The organism is Streptomyces sp. NPDC033229 (assembly GCF_055576875.1).
Genome location: NZ_JBVIQR010000034.1, coordinates 21,679 through 43,013 on the forward strand (window position 1 = coordinate 21,679; position 21,335 = coordinate 43,013).

General features: G+C 71.5%; 20 protein-coding genes and 1 tRNA gene. 10 read left to right on the plus strand and 11 right to left on the minus strand.

All coding sequences use genetic code 11. The annotated features are described in order from the left end of the window. Nucleotide 1: 1 nt before the first annotated feature. A complete protein-coding gene (locus ACZ53N_RS26395; RefSeq protein WP_469143284.1) occupies nt 2–1,186 on the minus strand; it encodes a P1 family peptidase in 1,185 nt (394 codons plus the stop codon). 39 nt (nt 1,187–1,225) lie between these two features. Next, nucleotides 1,226–2,455: a low temperature requirement protein A gene (locus ACZ53N_RS26400; protein WP_469143285.1), complete on the minus strand. Its 1,230-nt coding sequence runs from the start codon at nt 2,453–2,455 to the stop codon at nt 1,226–1,228. Nucleotides 2,456–2,721: 266 nt separating this feature from the next. Here ACZ53N_RS26400 and ACZ53N_RS26405 point away from each other — a divergent pair, with 266 nt between their 5' ends. Further along, a complete protein-coding gene (locus tag ACZ53N_RS26405) occupies nt 2,722–2,904 on the plus strand; it encodes a hypothetical protein (RefSeq protein WP_130879109.1) in 183 nt (60 codons plus the stop codon). 23 nt (nt 2,905–2,927) lie between these two features. Here ACZ53N_RS26405 and mscL read toward each other — a convergent pair whose 3' ends face one another. The 5 genes from mscL to ACZ53N_RS26430 form a co-directional block, all read right to left on the minus strand. Continuing rightward, nucleotides 2,928–3,407, minus strand: a complete 480-nt coding sequence (mscL, locus tag ACZ53N_RS26410) for a large conductance mechanosensitive channel protein MscL (protein ID WP_469143286.1) — start codon at nt 3,405–3,407, stop codon at nt 2,928–2,930. A gap of 519 nt (nt 3,408–3,926) precedes the next feature. Continuing rightward, nucleotides 3,927–4,778 (minus strand): S-methyl-5'-thioadenosine phosphorylase, encoded by an 852-nt coding sequence (locus ACZ53N_RS26415; RefSeq protein ID WP_469143287.1) that lies wholly within the window; start codon nt 4,776–4,778, stop codon nt 3,927–3,929. 218 nt (nt 4,779–4,996) lie between these two features. Next, nucleotides 4,997–5,338 (minus strand): FmdB family zinc ribbon protein, encoded by a 342-nt coding sequence (locus tag ACZ53N_RS26420; protein ID WP_469143288.1) that lies wholly within the window; start codon nt 5,336–5,338, stop codon nt 4,997–4,999. Between the two features lie 66 nt (nt 5,339–5,404). After that, entirely contained in the window at nt 5,405–6,682 is a 1,278-nt protein-coding gene (locus tag ACZ53N_RS26425; RefSeq protein ID WP_469143289.1) for an MFS transporter, read from the minus strand. Nucleotides 6,683–6,993: 311 nt separating this feature from the next. Further along, nucleotides 6,994–8,463 carry a potassium/proton antiporter gene (locus ACZ53N_RS26430; protein ID WP_469143290.1) on the minus strand — a complete coding sequence of 490 codons (1,470 nt, stop codon included), beginning with the start codon at nt 8,461–8,463 and terminating at the stop codon, nt 6,994–6,996. A 301-nt stretch (nt 8,464–8,764) separates the two neighbouring features. Between ACZ53N_RS26430 and ACZ53N_RS26435 the strand changes: the two genes are divergently transcribed. Beyond that, nucleotides 8,765–11,677: a penicillin acylase family protein gene (locus tag ACZ53N_RS26435; RefSeq protein ID WP_469143291.1), complete on the plus strand. Its 2,913-nt coding sequence runs from the start codon at nt 8,765–8,767 to the stop codon at nt 11,675–11,677. Between the two features lie 162 nt (nt 11,678–11,839). Here ACZ53N_RS26435 and ACZ53N_RS26440 read toward each other — a convergent pair whose 3' ends face one another. Further along, nucleotides 11,840–12,430, minus strand: a complete 591-nt coding sequence (locus ACZ53N_RS26440; protein ID WP_469143292.1) for a 5-formyltetrahydrofolate cyclo-ligase — start codon at nt 12,428–12,430, stop codon at nt 11,840–11,842. Nucleotides 12,431–12,523: 93 nt separating this feature from the next. Here ACZ53N_RS26440 and galU point away from each other — a divergent pair, with 93 nt between their 5' ends. From galU to ACZ53N_RS26475, 7 genes are all read left to right on the plus strand, one after another. Then, nucleotides 12,524–13,426: a UTP--glucose-1-phosphate uridylyltransferase GalU gene (galU, locus tag ACZ53N_RS26445; protein WP_469143293.1), complete on the plus strand. Its 903-nt coding sequence runs from the start codon at nt 12,524–12,526 to the stop codon at nt 13,424–13,426. A gap of 3 nt (nt 13,427–13,429) precedes the next feature. Then, complete coding sequence (gene glp / locus ACZ53N_RS26450; RefSeq protein WP_469143294.1) at nt 13,430–14,740, plus strand: molybdotransferase-like divisome protein Glp; 1,311 nt, start codon at nt 13,430–13,432, stop codon at nt 14,738–14,740. 106 nt (nt 14,741–14,846) lie between these two features. Then, nucleotides 14,847–15,374 carry a cyclic pyranopterin monophosphate synthase MoaC gene (moaC, locus tag ACZ53N_RS26455; protein WP_469143295.1) on the plus strand — a complete coding sequence of 176 codons (528 nt, stop codon included), beginning with the start codon at nt 14,847–14,849 and terminating at the stop codon, nt 15,372–15,374. Continuing rightward, nucleotides 15,371–15,883, plus strand: a complete 513-nt coding sequence (locus ACZ53N_RS26460; protein WP_469143296.1) for a MogA/MoaB family molybdenum cofactor biosynthesis protein — start codon at nt 15,371–15,373, stop codon at nt 15,881–15,883. The genes moaC and ACZ53N_RS26460 overlap by 4 nt, the downstream gene beginning before the upstream one ends. Then, nucleotides 15,880–16,557 (plus strand): GNAT family N-acetyltransferase, encoded by a 678-nt coding sequence (locus ACZ53N_RS26465; protein WP_469143338.1) that lies wholly within the window; start codon nt 15,880–15,882, stop codon nt 16,555–16,557. Before ACZ53N_RS26460 ends, ACZ53N_RS26465 begins: the two co-directional genes overlap by 4 nt. Before the next feature lie 150 nt (nt 16,558–16,707). After that, entirely contained in the window at nt 16,708–17,733 is a 1,026-nt protein-coding gene (sepX, locus tag ACZ53N_RS26470) for a divisome protein SepX/GlpR (RefSeq protein WP_469143297.1), read from the plus strand. A gap of 101 nt (nt 17,734–17,834) precedes the next feature. After that, nucleotides 17,835–17,908, plus strand: a tRNA-Ala gene (locus tag ACZ53N_RS26475). Between the two features lie 291 nt (nt 17,909–18,199). Here the strand turns inward: ACZ53N_RS26475 and ACZ53N_RS26480 are convergent. After that, complete coding sequence (locus ACZ53N_RS26480) at nt 18,200–19,009, minus strand: IclR family transcriptional regulator (protein ID WP_469143298.1); 810 nt, start codon at nt 19,007–19,009, stop codon at nt 18,200–18,202. Nucleotides 19,010–19,141: 132 nt separating this feature from the next. On the opposite strand from ACZ53N_RS26480, the gene ACZ53N_RS26485 reads away from it, so the two are divergent. Continuing rightward, complete coding sequence (locus tag ACZ53N_RS26485) at nt 19,142–19,567, plus strand: GlcG/HbpS family heme-binding protein (protein WP_469143299.1); 426 nt, start codon at nt 19,142–19,144, stop codon at nt 19,565–19,567. 54 nt (nt 19,568–19,621) lie between these two features. On the opposite strand, the gene ACZ53N_RS26490 is transcribed toward ACZ53N_RS26485, so the two are convergent. Together ACZ53N_RS26490 and ACZ53N_RS26495 are read right to left on the minus strand one after the other, a co-directional pair. Beyond that, on the minus strand, nt 19,622–20,236 hold the full coding sequence (locus ACZ53N_RS26490) for a DJ-1/PfpI family protein (protein ID WP_469143300.1): 615 nt from the start codon (nt 20,234–20,236) through the stop codon (nt 19,622–19,624). Continuing rightward, nucleotides 20,233–21,204 (minus strand): GlxA family transcriptional regulator, encoded by a 972-nt coding sequence (locus ACZ53N_RS26495; RefSeq protein ID WP_469143301.1) that lies wholly within the window; start codon nt 21,202–21,204, stop codon nt 20,233–20,235. Before ACZ53N_RS26495 ends, ACZ53N_RS26490 begins: the two co-directional genes overlap by 4 nt. Nucleotides 21,205–21,335 lie beyond the last annotated feature (131 nt).

Here is a 21,335-nt window from a genome sequence, read left to right on the forward strand (position 1 = left end):
ATCAGTCGCCGTACACCTCGCGGTAGGAGGGGAAGACGCCGCCCGGGCCGTCCACCCCCTCCGCCGCGAGCACGGCCTTCACCACGGCCCGGGTGAGGACGTCCGCGCCCGCGGCCAGGATCTCGTTGAGAACGCCGAGTTCGAGAACATCGCGTCCGAGATCACTGAGTTCGCGAACATCGAGCTGTCCCGGTGCGCTCCCGCCGATCATGGGCCGCTCACCCGTGGCCAGCGTGAAGACCGTGTCACCGTCGGTCAGCAGGTGCACGGGCCGAACAGCGCGGGCGAGGCCGTCGTGGGACGTGCCCGCCAGCTTCTGGGCCTGGGCGCGGGTCAGGACGGCGTCCGTGGCGACGACGGCGATCGTGGTGTTGAGCGGTGGTCGCACGGACGCGGCCGAGCGCTTCGCCGACTCCCGCCGGGCGGCGTCCAGGGCCTGCTGGGCGGCGGCGTGGCGATCGGCGGCGGGGTACTCGACCCGGCCCTCGAAGAGCCGCCCGTACAGCACCCCCGTCTGCGGATCGACCGCCGAACCCACCGCGTTGACCGCCGCGAGGGCCGCGACCGTCACACCCGACGGCAGCACCACGCTCGCCGTGCCGACGCCGCCCTTGAGACCGCCGACCACCGCACCCGTGCCCGCGCCGACGTTGCCCTGCGCGACGGGCGCCCCCGTCTCCGTGCGGGCCGCCGCCTCGGCGGCCCGTCGGCCGAGCGCCGCGTCGGGGCGGGCGCGCCAGTCACCGCCGCGGCCCAGGTCGAACAGGGCCGCCGCGGGCACGACGGGCACCACCTGGGCGGGGTCCGGGCCGACGCGGAAGCCACGGCCCGCGTCCTCCAGCCAGCCCACCACGCCGGAGGCGGCGTCCAGTCCGAAGGCGCTGCCGCCGGTGAGCACGACCGCTTCGACGCGCTGGACGAGGTTGCGCGGGTCGAGCGCGTCGGTCTCCCGCGTCCCGGGGCCGCCGCCCCGTACGTCCACGGCCGCGACCGCGCCGCCCTCCTCGGTGAGCACCACGGTGGTCCCGGTCAGCGCCCCGCCTTCGGTGCGCTGCGCGTGTCCGACCCGCAGTCCGGCCACATCGGTCAGGGCGTCCAAGGGGCCGGGGCGTGGGCCGGCGGCGGGGGAGGGGAAGAAGAGGGCGTCGGTGCTGCCGGCGGTCTGCGCGGTCCGGTCGTCAGTCATGGGGCCATGCGTATCACGCGCTGATTTCCCGTCAGGTCCTCACCCTGCTTCCCGCGTACGCTCGTTCGCCTCCGCCGTCCGTCCCTCCGCCGGTTCCGCCGTCCGTACCATCAGCGTGACCCCCATCGCGACCGTCAGGGCCGCCACCAGTCCGGTGAACAGCACCGCCGTCCGGCCCGCGAACGTGCAGGCCAGCACGAGCACGGCCGAGGCGGGCAGCACCAACTGCTGGGCCAGGCCCCGTTTGTGGTGCCGGGAATGGATCAGCCACACCGAGAACATGAACAACGCCGTGGGCAGCGTGACCGCGGCGGCCGCCGCGAACGCCGAGATGTGCGCCTTGCCGATGGTCTCCTCGATCGCCACCTCGATGCCCGCCCCGATCGCCGCCGCCGAACCGAAGACCAGATAGTGCCCGTAACCCCAGGCGAACGCCTGCCGGTTGGAGACCAGATGGAGATGGATGGGCACGGCGAAATAGATCCAGTAGGCGGCGAAAATGATCAGCAGGCCGCCGCCCGCGATCGGCAGCAGGGTGTCCAGCGCCTCGTCGTCGTCCAGGGCCGACTGGACGGCCACCGTGGCCGCGAGGACGGTCTCGCCCAGCACGATGATCGTGAACAGGCCGTACCGCTCCGCGATGTGGTGCGGGTGCCAGCCCGTCGTATGCCGGCGCTCGGCGATCGCCGGCACCGACATCTCGGCGACGGCCATCCCCAGGAAGAGCCACGGCTTGCCGTCGTCGGGAAGGAACAGCAGGCCCAGCCAGCCGACCTGGCACAGACTCACCCCCACCGCGTACTTCAGCGCCGTGCGCCGCTCCTCGCCGCGCGTCGAGTTCGCGGCCCGCAGCCACTGGGTGACCAGCGCCAACCGCATCACCAGGTAGCCGAACCAGACCACCGTGAAGTCGTTGCCGTCGAGGGCCCGGGGGATGCCCGCCGCCAGGATCAGCACCCCGGCCATCTGGACCAGCGTCACCAGTCGGTACGGAACGTCGTCCGTGTCATACGCGGAAGAGAACCAGGTGAAATTCACCCAAGCCCACCAAATCGCAAAAAACGCCATCAGGTAGCCAGGAATGCCCGTGCCCGGGTGCCCCTCGGCGAGCGCGTGCACCAGCTGTCTGCCCGCCTGCGCCACCGCCGCCACGAAGCACAGGTCGAAGAACAGCTCCAGCGGGGTCGCGGCGCGGTGCTCCTCCTCGCGACCGCGCGCGGTCATCCGACGTATCAGCGAGGTGTGCCGCGCGTGCGGGCGCCCGCTCATCGCCGACGGTCGCCGCGTGCCGGTCCGTGGCTCCCGCTTGCGGCGGCTCGCTGAACGGGTGTGGGCGGTGTCACATGGCTCATGCGGCGATTGTCGCCGCTGCCGGGGTCCGCCGCGCGGCGGCCGTTCCGGTCCGGTGTTGTCCGTGTCGCGTGCCGTCCGGCCGTCCGTGCCGCCTGCGGCGGCTGGCTCCCTGCGGGCGCGTCCTCAATCGCCGGACGGGCTGAAATCAGCCCGCAGGGCGGGGGCGACCGTACCCTGGGAGCATGAGTACCGCCCCCGAGCCCACTCCCAAGCCGCGCAACCCCGCCGCCCTGATCTTCGACGACCCGCTGTCGCAGCAGTCCTCGGACGACACCGACCGCGGCTGGGGCGACCGGCCGAGCGGCGGCGACAGCGCGGGTGACCTGGCCCGGTTCCTGGACGAGAAGCCGCCGCACCACATCTGACGCCCGCCCGCCCGGCCCCGCCGTTATCGCTGGATCGGCACGGACTCCGAGGCCGGGCCGCGGCGCTGCTCGACGAGCGCGTCCCGGATCTGCTGGAGCAGTTCGATCTCCGTCACCTGGGCCGGGGTGGCGTCCACCGGTGCCTTGGCGGCCTGGCGGTCCTGCCAGCGCTTCATCGGCAGCAGCATCAGGAAGTAGACGACCGCGGCGGTGATCAGGAACGTCAGCGCGGCGCTGAGCACCGAGCCCCACTGGATGAAGACGCCGCTGGTCACCTCGCCCGCCTTGTTCATGGCGCAGGGGCCCTTGAGGCACGAGGCGTAGCTGGTGAGGTCCTTGGTGCCGAAGGCGCCGACGATCGGGTTGATGACACCCTTGACCACCGAGTTCACGATGTTGGTGAACGCCGCGCCGATGACAACGGCGACCGCGAGGTCTACCACGTTGCCCCGCATCAGGAATGCCTTGAATCCTCCAAGGACCCCTGTCTTCTTCTCGCTCACCGAAAAGCCTCTCTCTGTACGCACCTGTGGCGGAATGGTTGGTTCCATAACCTACGAGAAAGTCTGGCAGTCCTGTCCAATCCGCAGGCTCGATCAGGCGAACCGGAGCTGCGTCAGCGCGGGGGCGCACAGGATCACCGCCCCGGCGGCCATCACGGCCCCGGCGCCCAGCAGCCGCCTTCCGCGCCGCCCGGCCCGGCCCGTCCGGGACGACCGCCCCGGGCCCACCCGCACCGGCGCGAAATGCGGCACCCCGCGCCTCGGTGGCGGTGTGTAGGCGTACGCACCCGAAACCGATGACGGCGGAGAGAAGGAGAGGGGTGAGGGCGAGGAGGGCGACGAAGACGAAGAGAGCGGGCCAAAAGGGGACACGAGCGACCACCGCCTGCCGTGAGGAGCGCCAACCGGACGCTCCCCACGATCCCGGCAACCGCTCGATTCCGCTGGGCCCTGTGGACTACCGCCCGGTTGTGGACAACCTCGTCACCCTCACGAGTCCCACCGCCCCAAATCAGCCACCTACGGCAGCGCGATCCCCAGGTCCCAGCCCTCGTGCACCCGGGTGCACAGGCAGGTCCGTTCATCCGTCTCCGGCAGGGCGCAGACCGCCGCGAAGATCACCTCGCGCAGCCGCCCCACGTTCTCGGCGAAGACCCGCATCACCTCGGCGTGCGACACGCCGTCGCCCGTCTCGGCCCCCGCGTCCAGGTCCGTGACCAGCGCCATCGAGGTGTAGCAGAGCTCCAGCTCGCGGGCGAGCACCGCTTCCGGGTGCCCGGTCATGCCGACCACCGACCAGCCCTGCGCGGCGTGCCAGCGGGACTCCGCCCGGGTCGAGAAGCGCGGTCCCTCGACGACGACCATCGTCCCGCCGTCCACCACCGGGTCCCAGCCGTGCCCGCGTGCCACCGCGACCGCGACCGCGCGCCCCGTGGGGCAGTAGGGGTCGGCGAAGGTCGTGTGCACCACGTTGGGGACCGACCCGTCGGGCAGCGGCTCCCCGTCGAAGAAGGTCTGCGCGCGTGCCTTCGTGCGGTCCACCAGCTGGTCCGGTACGAGCAGGGTCCCCGGCCCGTACTCCGGCCGCAGTCCGCCCACCGCGCAGGGGGCCAGCACCTGCCGTACGCCGAGCGAGCGCAGGGCCCACAGATTGGCCCGGTAGTTGATGCGGTTCGGCGGCAGGCGGTGGTCACGACCGTGCCGGGGAAGAAAGGCGACCGTCCGCCCGGCCAGCTCGCCGACGAAGAGGGAGTCGCTCGGATTCCCGTACGGCGTCTCCACCGTGACCTCGGTCACGTCGTCGAGGAAGGAGTAGAACCCCGACCCGCCGATCACGCCTATGTCCGCCCGTGTCGCGCTCGTGTCGATCATGAGATCAGCCTAGCGGCGCGCCCGCGTCGACCCCAGGGTCCGTTCGCCGCGCGCGTCCATACCCGCCGTGAGCCAGCCGTGTGCCCCGCCGTGACCCGTCCGAGCCGCCCGCACGCGACGAAGCCCGCCGCCTCGGTGCGAGGCGACGGGCTTCGTCGTGCGCGAAACTCGCGCGAAGCGCTACGCGAAATAGCGCGAAGACAGGTGCGGGAAGCGCGTCAGGCGGCCGAAGAGCTGCTGCTCGACGAGGCCGGAGCCGACGCGGTGCTCGTGGAGGTGCTGCTCGAGCCCGACCCGGAGGCCGCGGACGAGCTCGCCGACGAGGACGAGTCAGAGCCGCTCTTGGCGGTCGTGGACTTCGCCGGGCTGCTGCTGGACGACGCGCCACGGCTGTCGTTCCGGTAGAAGCCGGAGCCCTTGAAGACGATGCCGACGGCGGAGAACACCTTCTTCAGGCGTCCGTCGCAGCTCGGGCACACGGTCAGGGCGTCGTCGGTGAATTTCTGCACCGCCTCGAGGCCCTCGCCGCACTCGGTGCACTGGTACTGGTACGTCGGCACTTGCTCCTCCTGGCACTCTCACTCGATGAGTGCTAACGACGATCCATAGTGCAGTATTCCGGCGCGTCAGTCCACCGAAACAGGCTCGCGGTGACCCACCCCACGTGCTGCGATCCGCGACTCGCCCTTCGGGGTGAGCGCCTTGCGCAGCGTGAGCAGGACCGCCAGGGCCAGTGCGGTACCGGCCAGCGGCACCAGGAACCCGGTGCTCGCGGAGTGTCCGTCGATCAGCTTGCCGCCGATGCTGGCACCGGCCGCCTGGCCGAGGCCTACCGCGCCGGTCAGCCAGGTGAACGCCTCCGTACGGGCGGTCGGCGGCACCAGCGACTCGACCAGCGTGTAGCCGGTGATCAGCGCCGGGGCGATGCAGAGGCCGACGAGCAGGCCGACGCCGCCCAGCACGGGCAGCGCGTGCGCCGCCCACAGCGGGGTGGTGGCCAGGACCAGCAGCGGGTAGGCGACCAGCAGTCGGCGCTGGGGCGTGACCTTCCAGGCGATGGCACCGCAGACGAGGCCCGCGATCATGTTTCCGGCCGCGAACGTGCCGTACAGCAGACCGTTCAGGCCCGGGTCGCCGATCTCCTTGGTGAAGGCCGTCATCGACACCTGCATGCCGCCGAAGACGGAACCGATGCCGAGGAAGGAGATCGCGAGGACGCGGACGCCCGGAACGGACAGCGCCGACGCGCTCTTCACCACCGGACCGGCGGCGGAGCGGCTCGGCTCCGGCTGCGTGCGCCGCTGGGCGGCGAAGAGCAGGCCGCCGACGAGGGTGAGCACGGCCTCGGTGACCAGACCGGCCGCCGGGTGGACGCCGGTGCACAGCGCGGTGGCCAGCACCGGGCCGATCACGAAGGTGAACTCGTCGGTGACCGACTCGAAGGCCGCCGCCGTGGACATCAGCGGCGAGCCGTCCAGCTTCGCGGCCCAGCGGGCCCGCACCATGGGGCCGATCTGCGGGGTCGAGGCACCGGCGGGCACGGCCGCGGCGAAGAGCGCCCACAGCGGTGCGTCCGCCAGCGCCAGCGTGATCAGCAGCGAGATCGCGGCGGCGTGCACGACGACGCCGGGAACCAGCACCCTGCCCTGCCCGAAGCGGTCCGCGAGCTTGCCGCTCTGCGGCGCGAAGAGCGCCATGGAGACGCCCGCGGTCGCCGAGACGGCGCCCGCGATGCCGTACGAGTCCGTGGTGTGCTCGACCAGCAGCAGGATGCCGATGGTCAGCATCGCGAACGGCTGCCGGGCCAGGAAGCCGGGCAGCAGGAACGTCCAGGCGCCGGGGGTGCGCAACAGCTGGCCGTATCCGGGGCGTGCCTCGGTGACGTCGTTGACCGTGGATGCCACGGCCGGGCCTTTCCGCCGCCTGGTAGCGCACTCCAGACGGGGTCGCCGCACGGAGCGCGCCGAGAGCTGTCCTCTCGCGCAGGACCGTGGTAGATGCCGTGCCGGCCGCCTTGTGACGCGCGACCGCGGCCGCCGTGCGGTCGCGCCAGCCCTGCATCAGGCAGAGTTGGTTCGGTTGGGAGTGATGGTGCCGAAGCAGTGCGAAAGCGGTGGATCAGCCCGGGGAACAAGGCGTGATCCAGCCGCTCACTCAGGCGTCCGCGCAGATGATCCCGTAGGCAACACTGAGCAGACCGAGTCAATTGAATGCACTACTTCCCCTTTATCGTACCTGTAGCACCCAGCCATCCCGCAAGCTTTCCGCCCTCGGAGACCGCCCGCAGCCGCTTCTCCGCGGCGTCGCGCACCGGGTCGGTGGCCACCACGAGAAGCTCGTCGCCGTGCTGCAGCACGGTCGTGGGCGCCGGGACGAAGCTGGAGCCGTCCCGTACGACCAGCGTGACGGCGGCTCCGGGGGGCAGCCGCAGCTCGCCGACCTCCACGCCGTGCATCTTCGAGCCGTCGGGGATCGCGACGGACAGCAGATGGCCGCGCAGCCGCTCCAGAGGCGCGGACTCGATGCCCAGGTCCTCCGGCTCGGTCTCGCGGAGCTTCAGATGCCGGGCCAGCCAGGGCAGCGTCGGGCCCTGGACCAGGGTGTAGACGATCACCAGCACGAAGACGATGTTGAAGATCCGGCGGCTGTCGGGGACCGCGGCCACCATGGGGATGGTGGCCAGCACGATGGGCACGGCGCCGCGCAGCCCGGCCCAGGACAGCAGGGTCTTCTCCTGCCAGGTCATCCGGAAGGGCGCGGTGCTGAGGAAGACCGACACCGGCCGCGCCACCATCGTCAGCACCAGTCCGACGACGAGCGCGGGCAGGATGTCGTCGCCCAGCTCGTGCGGGGTGACCAGCAGGCCGAGCAGGACGAACATGCCGATCTGCGCTATCCAGCCGAGCCCCTCGGCGAAGCCGCGGGTGGCGGGCCAGTGCGGCAGCTTGGCGTTGCCGAGGACCAGGGCCGCGAGATAGACGGCGAGGAAGCCGGAGCCGTGCGCGAGCGCGCCGCCCGCGTAGGCGACGGTCGCGATGGCCATGACGGCGATCGGGTAGAGGCCGGAGGCGGGCAGGGCCACGTGCCGCAGACCGTACGAGCCGAGCATGCCCACCGCGATGCCGATGGCGGCGCCGATCGCGAGTTCCAGGGCGATCTCGCCGATGAGCAGGTACCAGTGCTCGACCGGGCCGGCGGTCGAGAAGGCGACGACGAGGATGACGACCGGGGCGTCGTTGAAGCCGGACTCGGCCTCCAGGACACCCGTGAGCCGGGAGGGGAGCGGAACGTTTCGCAGGACGGAGAAGACCGCCGCGGCGTCCGTGGAGGAGACCACCGCGCCGATGATCAGGGCCTGCCGCCACTCGACGCCCGCCAGGTAGTGCGCGGCGGCCGCGGTGACGCCGACGCTCAGCGCCACGCCCACGGTGGAGAGCGCCGCCGCGGCGGGCAGCGCCGGTTTGATCTCGTGCCACTTCGTGCCGAGACCGCCCTCGGCGAGGATCACCACGAGTGCGGCGTAGCCGATGATCTGGGTCAGGCCGACATCGTTGAAGGAGACGCCGATGCCGTCCTGGCCTATCGCGACGCCTATGCCGAGGTAGATGAGCAGGCTGGGAAGCCCGCTGCGGGAGGAGATCCGGACTGCCGCCACCGCGATGAGCAGGACGAGCGAGCAGATCAACAGGAGTTCGTTGAGGTGGTGGACAGTCAGGGGCCAGGTCCCTTCACGAGGTCTTTCATGCACTATCGACCGGAACGTTCTGCCGTCCGATCAGAACTTCATTTCCTAATCTAATCTTTTACGGGTTCTTGACGCGAGCTCGTGACGGCGGTGACCGTGCCATGACCCTTCGGCGGCGGTGCGGCGAGGGGCCCGCGGCCGTTTCAGGGGGCTGGTGGTGACACCGCGTCCGGTCGCCCGGTGCCCTGCGCCTATGGTTGCTCCAGCACCCCAGGACCACCCTGCCCCTCTAAGGACAGCGATGCCCGCCAACAAGACCGGCCCTTCCGGCAAGAAGAAGTCCGGTAAGAAGAAAGGCCGACGCGCCCGGCTGCTCGTGATCACTCTCGTGCTGCTGATCGTGGCGGGCGTCGGCTTCGGCGCGTACTGGAGCGTCAGTACCGTCCGCGCCTCCTTCCCGGAGACGAACGGCACCCTGCAGCTGAAGGGCCTGTCCGCGGACGTGAAGGTCCAGCGCGACGGAAACGGTATCCCGCAGGTCTACGCGGACAACGCCGAGGACCTCTTCCGCGCCCAGGGCTTCGTGCAGGCGCAGGACCGGTTCTGGGAGATGGACGTCCGCCGGCATCTGACCGCGGGCCGTCTCTCCGAGATGTTCGGCTCCGGGCAGGTGGAGACCGACGCCTTCCTGCGGACCATGGGCTGGCGGAAGGTCGCGCAGGAGGAGTACGACACCAAGCTCTCGGCGACCGCCAAGAAATACCTCCAGGCGTACTCCGACGGTGTCAACGCCTACCTCAAGGACCGCAAGGGCAAGTCGCTGTCCGTCGAGTACGCGGCCCTGGAGTTCGAGAACGACTACCGGCCCGAGAAGTGGACCCCGGTCGACTCGGTGGCCTGGCTCAAGGCCATGGCCTGGGACCTCCGCGGCAACATGGAGGACGAGATCGACCGCTCGCTCGCCGCGACGCGGCTGAGCCCGAAACAGATCGAACAGCTGTACCCGGCCTATCCGTACAACCGGAACAAGCCGATCGTCGAGGGCGGCGCCGTCGACCCCGCCACCAAGCAGTTCGACCCCAAGGGCACCCCGGCCGCCCCGCAGAACGGCACGGGCCGGACGCCCGTCGGCTCGGGTGCCGCCGCCGGGGGCTTGCGCACCGGGCTGACCTCGCTGTCCAACACCCTCGACAAGATCCCGGCGCTGCTGGGCCCGAGCGGCAACGGCATCGGCTCGAACTCGTGGGTGGTCTCCGGCCAGTACACGACCACCGGCAAGCCGCTGCTCGCCAACGACCCGCACCTCGCGCCGCAGATGCCCTCGCTCTGGTACCAGATGGGCCTGCACTGCAACAAGGTCGGCCCCTCGTGCCCGTTCGACGTGGCCGGCTACACCTTCTCCGGCCTGCCGGGCGTCGTCATCGGCCACAACCAGGACATCGCCTGGGGCATGACCAACCTCGGCGCGGACGTCTCCGACCTCTACCTGGAGAAGGTCACCGCCAACAGCTACCTCTACGACGGCAAGCAGGTCCCCTTCACCACCCGCAAGGAGACCATCAAGGTCGCGGGCGGCACGTCCCGGGACTTCACCGTCCGCTCCACCAACAACGGCCCGATCGTCTCCGACCGCAACGACGAGCTGGTCAAGGTAGGTGAGAGCGCACCGGTCAAGGACCCCGCGCCCGACCGCGCCGACGGCTACGCGATCGCGCTGCGCTGGACGGCCCTCGACGCCGGCAAGACCATGGACGCCGTCTTCGGGATCAACGCGGCCACGGACTGGAAGTCCTTCCGCAAGGCCGCCGCCGACTTCGAGGTCCCCTCGCAGAACCTGATCTACGCCGACACCAAGGGCAACATCGGCTACCAGGCCCCGGGCCGGATCCCGGTCCGCGGCAAGGCCGCCGCCAAGGGCGACGGCAAGCCCGACCCGGCCACCGGCGCGAACGCGGACGGCAGCGCCGGTGCGAACACCGGCGGCAACGCGGGGACGAACGCGGACGGAAGCACCGGTGCGAACGCCGACGCCAAGGCCGTCGTGCCCGACGGCCGCTACCCCGCGCCCGGCTGGGACCCCGCCTACCGGTGGACCGGCTGGATCCCGCAGGGCGAGCTGCCCTGGGACTTCAACCCCAAGCGCGGCTACATCGTCACCGCCAACCAGGCGGTCGTCGACAAGAAGTACCCCTACCCGCTCACCGGCGACTGGGGCTACGGCGCCCGCAGCCAGCGGATCAACGACCTCATCCAGTCGAAGATCAAGGACGGCGGGAAGATCTCGACGGATGACATGCAGAAGATGCAGCTGGACAACACCAGCGAGATCGCCAAGCTGCTGACGCCCTACCTGCTCAAGATCGACGTCAAGGGCTCCAACGAACGCGAGACGAAGTACGTCCGCGAGGCGCAGAACCTCCTGAAGGACTGGGACTACACCCAGGAGGCCGACTCCGCCGCCGCCGCGTACTTCAACGCGGTGTGGCGCAACACCCTCAAGCTCGCCTTCGGCAACAAGCTCCCCAAGGAGCTGCGCGTCAAGGGTCAGTGCCTGCGGGTCCGCCCGGCCAACGACTCCGGGCCGAAGGAGGACCTCGACGGCAACTCCCGGCTCGTCCAGGAGTGCGGCGAGCGCGACCCGGACAACGCGCAGCCCGACGGCGGCGACCGCTGGTTCGAGGTCGTCCGCAGCATCCTGGACAAGCCGAACGACGACTGGTGGAAGACCAGCGGCACCCGCGCCAACCGCGGCGCCGGCAACCGTGACGAGCTGCTCCAGCGCGCCATGAAGGACGCCCGCTGGGAGCTGACCTCCAAGCTCGGCAAGGACGTCAATTCCTGGAGCTGGGGCCGGCTGCACCAGCTGACGCTGAAGAACCAGACCCTCGGCAAGGAGGGCCCCGGCATCGTCCGCTGGATGCTCAACCGGGGTCCCTGGAACCTGGCCGGCGGCGAGGCCGCGGTCAACGCGGCCGGCTGGAACGCGGCGGGCGGCTACGACGTGATCTGGGTCCCGTCGATGCGGATGGTCGTCAACCTCGGGGACCTCGACAAGTCCCGTTGGATCAACCTCACCGGCGCCTCCGGGCACGCCTACAACGCCCACTACTACGACCAGACCGACAAGTGGGCCAAGGGCGAGCTGCTTCCCTGGGCGTACAGCGCGGCGGCCGTGAAGGAAGCCACGGACGACACGCTGACGCTCAAGCCGTAGCCTCCGGCGGTTGGGCGGGTGGGCACGGCGGGCGCCGTGGCCTCCGCACCACCGCTGCGCGGCGGTGTCCTCAAGCGCCGGACGGGCTTGCTGTGCTGTGTCCTCAAGCGGGCGCCCGCCGCCGCAGGCGGCAGGACGACCCGCCGTCGGCAGGACAAACCGCTAGCCGAACCTACGCACCCCGCCAGGGGTGACCACCGCGTGCACGGGGTGGTCGTGCGGTTCCTCCGGGACCCGCGTGACCACCTCGTCGTCGTAGAGGAGCACCACCCGCGCGGGCGTGGCGCCCGCCCGCTCCAGCCGGGCCAGCACCCGGTCGTACGAGCCGCCGCCCCGGCCGAGCCGCATCCCGCGGCCGTCCACGGCCAGGCCCGGCAGCAGCACGGTGTCCGCCCCGGTCACGGCGTCCGGGCCGAGCCGCTCGCCGTCGGGCTCCAGCAGCCCCCGCGACGCCCGCACCAGATGGCCGGCACCCCGGTAGAGACCCCAGTCCAGATCGTTGTCCGGAAGCAGCACCGGCAGCAGTACGCGCACGCCCCGGGCGCGCAGCGCCTCGAGCAACGCGCGCGTGCCGGGTTCGCGCCCCACCGAGACATAGGCCGCCACCGTCCGCGCCCGCGTGAGCTCCGGCAGCTCCAGCGCCCGGCGCCCGAGCGCGTCCTCGGCCACCTTTACGTCATCCGAGGTCAACCCCGCTCTCACCGCCAGGAGGGCCTGTCGCAACTCACCCTTATTACCGTCGTACTTGATCACTGTTTCCGCGTACTCCTCGACTCGGGTCCTATCGGCGGAGCCTCTCGGTGGAGCCTCATCTTCCCGACAATCCCAGCGGCTAGGGTTCCCTGTATGACTCAATCGCGTCCTCGGATCAGCAAGGCTGTCATCCCTGCCGCCGGACTCGGGACCCGCTTTCTCCCGGCGACCAAGGCCACTCCCAAGGAGATGCTGCCGGTCGTCGACAAGCCGGCGATCCAGTACGTGGTCGAAGAAGCGGTGCACGCCGGGCTGTCGGACGTCCTCATGATCACCGGGCGGAACAAGCGCCCCCTGGAGGACCACTTCGACCGGAACTACGAGCTGGAGGAGGCCCTGCGCCGCAAGGGCGACGAGTCCCGGCTCGCCCGCGTCCAGGAGTCCAGCGACCTGGCCACCATGCACTACGTCCGCCAGGGCGACCCGCGCGGTCTCGGCCACGCGGTCCTGTGCGCCGCGCCCCACGTGGGCGACGAGCCCTTCGCCGTGCTGCTCGGCGACGACCTCATCGACGCCCGCGACCCGCTGCTCTCGCGCATGGTCGACATCCAGCGCAAGCACGGCGGCAGCGTCATCGCCCTCATGGAGGTCGACCACTCCCAGATCCACCTCTACGGCTGCGCGGACGTCAAGCCCACCGACACCGAGGACGTCGTCGAGGTCACCGGGCTGATCGAGAAGCCCGACCCCGCCGACGCCCCCAGCAACTACGCCGTCATCGGCCGCTACGTCCTCGACCCCGCCGTCTTCGACGTGCTGCGCGAGACCCAGCCCGGCCGCGGTGGCGAGATCCAGCTCACCGACGCCCTCCAGTCGCTCGCCGCAGCGCCCGGTCTCGGTGGTCCGGTGCACGGCGTGGTCTTCAAGGGCCGCCGTTATGACACCGGGGACCGTGGTGACTATCTGCGTGCCATTGTCAGACTGGCGTGCGAACGTGAAGATCTGGGACCGGACTTCCGAGCCTGGCTTCGAAGGTATGTCACCGAGGAGATGTAGCCCTTGAGCAGCACCGCCGACAAGGCCGCCGCACCGGACCGCTTCTGGTCGGTGGACGAGCACCTCGACGACATCCTCGGGAAGATCCGCCCCTTGGAGCCGATCGAGCTGCAACTCCTGGACGCCCAGGGCTGTGTGCTCGTCGAGGACGTCACCGTCCCCGCCGACCTGCCGGGCTTCGACAACAGCTCGATGGACGGCTACGCGGTCCGCACGACGGACGTCGAGGGTGCGAGCGAGGAGTTCCCGGCGGTGCTCACCGTCATCGGCGACGTCGCCGCGGGCAGCGGCGAGCTGCCCACCGTCGGCCCCGGCGAGGCCGCCCGCATCATGACCGGCGCGCCGCTGCCGCCCGGCGCCGAGGCCGTCGTGCCCGTCGAGTGGACCGACGGGGGCACGGGCGGCGGCCCCGCCGCCGGCATGGCCGCCCGCAGCGCCGCCCCGGACGGCGCCTCGGGAGAGGTCCGGATCCACCGACCCGCCACCGCCCGCGCCCATGTCCGCGCGGCCGGCAGTGACGTCACCGCGGGCGCCCTTGCCCTGCGGAGCGGCACGGTCCTCGGCCCGCCCCAGATCGGCCTGCTCGCGGCGATCGGCCGCGCCACGGTCCGGGTCCGCCCCCGCCCGCGCGTCGTGGTCATGTCGACCGGCAGTGAGCTGGTCGCCCCCGGCGAGAGCCTCGGCCCCGGCCTGATCCACGACTCCAACAGCTACGTGCTCACCGCCTGCGCCCGCGACGCCGGGGCCATCGCCTACCGCGTCGGCGCGGTCGCCGACGACGCCGAGACGCTGCGCTCCACCCTGGAGGACCAGCTCGTGCGCGCCGACGCCGTCGTCACCAGCGGCGGTGTCAGCGTCGGCGCGTACGACGTGGTCAAGGAGACCCTCTCGGAGCTCGCGGGCGATGAGGGGAGCGTCGACTTCCGGAAGCTGGCCATGCAGCCCGGCAAGCCCCAGGGCTTCGGCCGCGTCGGCCCCGACCGCACCCCGCTGCTCGCCCTGCCCGGCAATCCGGTCAGCGCCTACGTCTCCTTCGAACTCTTCGTCCGTCCCGCCATCCGCGCCCTGATGGGACTGGAGCCGCACGACCGCGAGCAGGTCCGCGCGGTGTGCGCCGAGGCGATCGCCTCCTCGCCCGAGGGCCGCCGTCAGTTCCTGCGGGCGCGCTACGCGGACGGGAAGGTCACCACCGTCGGCGGCCCGGGGTCCCACCTCGTCAAGGCCCTCGCGGAGGCCAACGCCCTGATCGTCGTCCCCGAGGAGACCACATCGGTCGAGGCGGGGGCCGAGGTGGACGTCATACTCCTCGGCTGACCCGGCCGAGGTCAGCCCACGCGTGGCCCCTGACGTGGTCCTTCCCGACCGGCCGCCCGTTCCGCCCGGTACGGTGTCTGCCCACAAGGACCGGACCGGGAGAACGATGAGCAGCGCCCAGGACCCTTTGCCCCCCGCCATCCCCCAGAGCCTCACCCATCTCGACGACGCGGGGGCGGCCCGCATGGTCGACGTCTCGGAGAAGGCCGTCACCACCCGCACCGCCCGGGCGAGCGGCCGGGTGCGGGTCTCCCCGCGCGTTGTGGAACTCCTGCGCGGCGAGGGCGTTCCCAAGGGCGACGCCCTCGCCACCGCACGCATCGCGGGCATCATGGGCGCCAAGCGCACCCCCGATCTGATCCCGCTGTGCCACCCGCTCGCGGTCTCCGGGGTGAAGGTCGACCTGTCGGTCGCCGACGACGCGGTCGAGATCCTCGCCACCGTGAAGACCACCGACCGCACGGGCGTGGAGATGGAGGCGCTGACCGCCGTCACCGTCGCCGCCCTGACCGTCGTCGACATGATCAAGGCCGTCGACAAGGACGCCGTCATCACGGACGTCCGCGTCGAGGAGAAGACCGGCGGGAAGTCCGGCACCTACCTGCGGGCCCCGGCGGGGGAGACGACGGCATGAGCGGGATCCTCGGAGCGCGCCGCGCGCTCGTCGTCACCGCCTCCAACCGCGCCGCCGCCGGGGTGTACGAGGACAAGGGCGGCCCGCTGCTCGCCGAGGGCCTGGCCCGGATGGGCTTCACCGTCGACGGCCCGCGCGTGGTGCCCGACGGTGACCCCGTCGAGGCCGCCCTGCGGGACGCGGTGGCCGGCTCGTACGACGTCGTCCTGACCACCGGCGGCACGGGCATCTCGCCCACCGACCGCACCCCCGACGCCACCCGCCGCGTCCTCGACTACGAGATCCCCGGCATCCCCGAGGCCATCCGGGCCGAGGGCCGCGAGAAGGTCCCCACGGCCGCCCTCTCCCGGGGCCTCGCCGGGGTGGCGGGCCACACCCTGATCGTGAACCTGCCCGGTTCGACGGGCGGGGTCCGCGACGGGCTCGCCGTACTGGAGCGGCTGCTGGTCCACGCCGTCGACCAGCTCCACGGCGGCGACCACCCGAGACCGGCCGGGGGCCCCAGCTGAGCGCCGGGTGGCCCGCCCGGCTGGCGGACGGCGATGTCGTCCTGCGCCCCATAAAGCTGCGTGACCAGCGGGCCTGGCGGGAGGTCAACGCACGCAACCGCGACTGGCTGCGCCCCTGGGAGGCGACCATCCCGCCGCCACCGCCCGGCGGGACGGTCGCCCGGCGCCCCACCTACCGGCAGATGGTCCGCCATCTGCGGTCGGAGGCCCAGGCGGGGCGGATGCTGCCGTTCGTCATCGAATACCGGGGGCAGCTGGCCGGGCAGCTGACCGTCGCCGGCATCACCTGGGGCTCGATGTGCTCGGCCCACGTCGGCTACTGGGTGGACCGGGCCGTCGCGGGCCGGGGCGTCATGCCCACGGCCGTGGCCCTGGCCGTCGACCACTGCTTCCGTACGGTCGGGCTGCACCGGGTCGAGGTGTGCATCCGGCCGGAGAACCTGCCCAGCCGCCGGGTCGTGGAGAAACTCGGATTCCGCGAGGAGGGACTGCGCCCGCGCTATCTGCACATCGACGGCGCCTGGCGCGACCATCTCGTCTATGTCCTGACCGCCGAGGAGCCCGGGGAGGGACTGCTGGCCCGCTGGCACCGGGTCCGGCCGGCCGAGCACGGCGACTCGCGCGGCACGGGCGGCACGGGCGGCTCCGGGAGTCGGCAGCTCCCCAGTAATTGAATGAACGTTCGAATTTGACTGTCAATTGACGGTATTCGACGTTCTTCGGGCCCAACAATCACAAAAAAAGTTCGAGATATCAGCCGGATCGTGCGACACACCGGGCCAATTGGCGGAATCCCTTGTGCGGTCCCCTCTACGGTGTGAAGTGTGAGCAGCAGCGGCCTCATCTACGCAGTCATCGTCGGGGCCTGGGCCGCCTACTTGGTGCCGATGTGGCTCCGTAGGCAGGACGAGCTCAATGAAGCCCGTCCGACGGAACGCTTCAGCACAGCCATCCGGCTGCTGTCCGGACGGGCGGGCATGGAGCGCCGTTACGCCAAGGACCTGGAAGTGCGCGCGACCGACGACGCGCCGGCCTCCGCCGACCCGGCGGAGCCGGAGTTTCGCGCGCCCGCGCCGGACGCGGCGACCGAAATGGTCGACGTCCGGCCCTTCAGCGCGCCCTCGGCCACCCCGGTGCCGTCGGCGGCCGAGCGCGCCCGGCGTTCGAAGGTCCTCGCGCGGCGGCGGCGCACCACCGTGCTGCTCTTCCTCGCCTTCACCCTCGGTGCGATCGTCGCGGGCGTCGGCGGCCTGGCCTTCCTGTGGGCGCCGGCCGTACCGGCGGCGCTGCTGAGCGCGTACATCGTCTATCTGCGCGTCCAGGAGAAGCGGCGGTTCGCCTTCACCATGGACCAGCGCCGTGCCGAACTCGCCGCGCAGCGGCTCCGCGAGGGCCGACCCCGCCCTCGCCCGGCGGCGTCGGATCCCGCGCCCGCCGCCGCCCCCGCTGACCCCGACGTCGCCGCCCCGCCCGCGCCGGCGGCACAGCCCGAGCCCTCGGCGCACAGCGCGGGCCGTCGCGCGCTCGTCGAGCAGACCGACCACGCCGAGTGGGTCGACCAGCAGCGTGACCGCGACCGCGGCACGGGCGAGGGCTGGGAGCCCGTGCCCGTACCGCTGCCGACGTACGTCACCGCGCCGGTCGCCCCCCGCGCGAGCGACTCGGTCGACCTCGGCGCCCCGGACACCTGGAGCTCCGCCCGCTCCAGCACCGCGGAGCCGGCCGCCGGCCGCAAGCCCGCCGAGGAGCGCCGCGGCGGCCGCTCCCGCCGCCGCCCCCGCGAGCGCGGCCGCACCCCGCTCTTCGACCAGTACGCCGACGACGACCGCCCGCGCGCGGCCAACGAGTGACGGCGGTCACCTCCCGCCACCTCCGCTGACCAGCGAGGGAGCGGCCGGGGAGCGGATTTCCGAGCACCCGGATGGAGGTGCTAGAGTTTCACTCGTTGCAAGGGCCTGTGGCGCAGTCCGGTAGCGCACCTCGTTCGCATCGAGGGGGTCAGGGGTTCGAATCCCCTCAGGTCCACAACGCAGCACGGCAGTTCCCGAGTATTTCTCGGGAATCGTCACGAGATCCCGTCAGGTCGCATAGACCGGGCGGGATCTCGGCGTTTCCGGGGGGTGCCGGAGATGATGCCCGAACGTGGGCGGAACCTCCGGGGGTTGGCCTGCGAGGTTCCGCCCTCGTTCGGGCGCGGTGGGCGATGTCCCAGGGCTATTGGCCGTCAACGACGTTGAAACCCGTGGCCACAACAGGGGCAAGGGTGACGGGTATTCACTCCCCGGTCCGGTCCGTGCCCCGAGCGGCACGACGCGGTTACGGCCTCCGTGATCGTGTGGAGTGCGGGAGCGCCTTGTCGGGCTGGTGCCCGAGAGCCCTGCTTGCCTCGTGCGCGGCCTCGGCGACGACGGGCGCGATGCGGTCCACGTCATCGGGGCCGACCCGCTGAGTCGGCGCACCGATGCCGAGTACGGCCGCCAGCTCGCCGCGGTGGTCGAACACCGGTGCGCTGATCGAGCCGACCCCCTCGTGCCGCTCGTCGAAGGCCGCTGCCCAGCCCTGGCGGCGCGCCTGCTCCACCTGCTGGTCCAGGGCCTCGACGTCGACCTGGGTGTGCGGGGTGAATCGGGTCAGGCCGTGCCGGATGGCGTCGGTGCGCGCGGCCGGGTCGTAGGCCATGAAGATCTTCCCCGGTGCGCCGGCGTGCAAGGGCATGACCATGCCGACCTTGAACAGCCGCATCACGATGTGGCGGGTCTCGGCGACCGCGATGACCGTGCGGAACGCATCGTCGCGCACGTACAGGCAGGCGGTCTCGCCGGTCCTGTCCCGCAGTCGCTCCAGCGCCGGCGTGGTCAGCTGCACCAGGTCGAGGCCGAAGGTGCCGGGTGCGGCCAGCTGCACCAGCTCCAGGCCGATGCGGTAGTGGTCTCCCTTGCGGTCCAGGAATCCCTCGCGGACGAGATTGTGGACCAGGCGTTGGCAGGTGCTCTGCGGCAGCCCGCTCAGCCGGGTGATCTCGCCGAGGCTGGGCTCGGGGTCCTCCACGGTGAAGCAGGCCAGGATCCGCTTGATCTTCTCAAGTACCAGGAGCGGAGGAGTGCCCCCGCCGCGCTCAGTCGCCACCCGAACCTCGACTTCTTCCTTCTGGCCCCTGGACGCCCTGTCGGCCTCCAGCAGGTTGACACCTCAATCTATCTCTTACATTCTGAGTCGCGAAGTCACATTGTGAGTGAACAGCTTTCGAGGAGCGTCTCCGTGAGCACCACCGTTCTGCACGCGCCCAGCATCACCAGCGCCATGGCCCGCGACCTCGTCGGCGCCGCGATCAAGGCGGCCGAGCAGACCGACCAGCGGTTCAGCATCGCCGTCGCGGACGGCGCCGGGCACCTGGTGGCTTTCGCCCGGATGGACGGCGCCTACCTGATGAGCGCTCAGATAGCCCAGGACAAGGCGTACACCTCGGCCGCCTCCCGCATGACCACCGACCAGTGGCACGGGTTCATCAAGGACGATGCCCCCCTCGCCATGGGAGCGACCGCCGGCATCGACCGTCTGATCGCCTTCGGCGGCGGACTCCCCATCACCGTCGATGGTGTCGTCGTCGGGGGAATCGGGGTCTCCGGGGGCCACTGGTCGGACGACATCAAGATCGCTGAAGCGGCCCTCGCCGTCATCGGCTGACCGAACCGGGATCGCTGTGGGGGTCGTTGGGAGACGGCCGTCAGGGTTCGGGCCTCACGCCCCTTGGGTGAGGAGAGGTTCGTCGGCGAGGTAGGGCGGGGCGGGTTCGTACTGGATGTAGCGGCGGACCGCGCGGGCGTGGTCGCGGCCGTGGATCCGGCCGATCAGCCACAGGGCCATGTCGATCCCGGCCGACACTCCCTGGCTGGTCACCAGGTTGCCGTCCACGACATAGCGCGCGTCGCGGATCACGGTGATGTCGCCGCGGGATTCCAGGGTGTCCTCGAAGGCGTGGTGGGTGGCCACCCGTCGGCCGCGGGCCGGGCCGGCTTCGTGCAGGAGGAGCGCGCCCGTGCACACGCCGGTGACCCAGGAGACGGTGCCGGACGCCTCGGTGATCCACTCGATCAGCGCCGGGTTGTCCACCTGGTGGCGGGTGCCGTTGCCGCCGGGAACCAGGAGCACGTCCAGCGGTGGGTGGTCGTCGAAGGTGTGGTCCGGGAGCACCCGCATGCCCTTGTTGCAGCGGACGGGCCCGGGCTGCTCGGCTATCAGCACCACGGTGTCGGTGTGGTCGCGCAGCATCGAGGAGGCCGTGAACACCTCCCACGGCCCGGTGAAGTCCAGCTCCTCGACGCCCTCGAAGATCAATAGGCCGTAGGTGGTCATGCGTGCTCCTTCGACGACCGGAACCGGTCGCGGTAGTCGGACGGCGGGACGCCGAGATGGCGGTGGAACGCGCGCCGCAGGGTCTCGGCGCTGCCGAGGCCGCAACGGCGGGCGATGGTCGCGACGGGGGCGTCACCCTCGGCCAAGGCGCGCCGGGCGGCCTCGATGCGGACCCGCTCGACGTACTCGGCTGGCGGGACGCCGAGTTCGGCGGTGAACCTCCGCTGCAGATGGCGGGGGCTGAGCCCGGCGCGGGCGGCCAGATCGCCGATCGAGTGCGGGCCGCCGGGGTCGGCGTGGACCGCCGAGACCGCGGCCCGGATCGGGTCGGTGGACGGCTGGGCCGACCACAGGGGCACGCTGAACTGCGCCTGGCTGCCCGGGCGGCGCAGGAAGAGCACCAGTTCCTGGGCGATCGCGTGGGCGACTTCCCGCCCGTGGTCGTCCTCGACCAGGGCGAGCGCCAGGTCCATCCCGGCGGTCACCCCCGCCGAGGTCCAGACCCGGCCGTCGCGGATGAAGATCGGATGGGTGTCGACGGCCAGCTCCGGGTGCTCCCGTCGGAGTTGGCCGTCGCGGCTCCAGTGGCTGGTGACCCGGTGGTCCGCCACCAGCCCGGCGGCGGCGAGCAGGAACACGCCACTGCACACCGAGGTCACCCGGCGGGCCGTGGCGCCGGCGGCGGCGATCCACGCCACCAGCGCCGGATCGGTCCGGGCCTCGTCGACCCCGCTGCCACCGGCCACCACCAGGGTGTCGATGCCGCGCGGGTCCAGATCGTCGATCCCGTGGTCGGCGTGCACCCGCAGCCCGCTGTTCGACCGCACCAGCCCCGCGGCGGGTCCGACGGTCTCGCAGGAGTAGCCGGGACGGAGCCGGGCGGCCTGTTGGAACACCTCGAACGGCCCGGTGAGATCGAGGAGCTGAAATCCCTCGAAAGCGACGAAAACGATGCGTTGCTGATCCACGGTTTCAGCCTGCGGCTGCCGTGAGGTGGCGTCAACGACGGTGACCCCACGGTTTGCGCCATGGCCCTGCGGGGCTGTCCCCGTGCCGCCTGTCACCGGTCCGGCGGATTCTCGGCTGCGGCCCGTCTTGC

Bases quoted from the DNA above. Each gene is read 5' to 3' on its own strand.
- ACZ53N_RS26395 (WP_469143284.1), bottom strand. From the start codon at position 1,186: ATGACTGACGACCGGACCGCGCAGACCGCCGGCAGCACCGACGCCCTC.
- ACZ53N_RS26400 (WP_469143285.1), bottom strand. From the start codon at position 2,455: ATGAGCGGGCGCCCGCACGCGCGGCACACCTCGCTGATACGTCGGATG.
- ACZ53N_RS26405 (WP_130879109.1), top strand. From the start codon at position 2,722: ATGAGTACCGCCCCCGAGCCCACTCCCAAGCCGCGCAACCCCGCCGCC.
- ACZ53N_RS26415 (WP_469143287.1), bottom strand. From the start codon at position 4,778: ATGATCGACACGAGCGCGACACGGGCGGACATAGGCGTGATCGGCGGG.
- ACZ53N_RS26435 (WP_469143291.1), top strand. From the start codon at position 8,765: ATGCCCGCCAACAAGACCGGCCCTTCCGGCAAGAAGAAGTCCGGTAAG.
- galU (WP_469143293.1), top strand. From the start codon at position 12,524: ATGACTCAATCGCGTCCTCGGATCAGCAAGGCTGTCATCCCTGCCGCC.
- moaC (WP_469143295.1), top strand. From the start codon at position 14,847: ATGAGCAGCGCCCAGGACCCTTTGCCCCCCGCCATCCCCCAGAGCCTC.
- ACZ53N_RS26460 (WP_469143296.1), top strand. From the start codon at position 15,371: ATGAGCGGGATCCTCGGAGCGCGCCGCGCGCTCGTCGTCACCGCCTCC.
- ACZ53N_RS26490 (WP_469143300.1), bottom strand. From the start codon at position 20,236: ATGACCACCTACGGCCTATTGATCTTCGAGGGCGTCGAGGAGCTGGAC.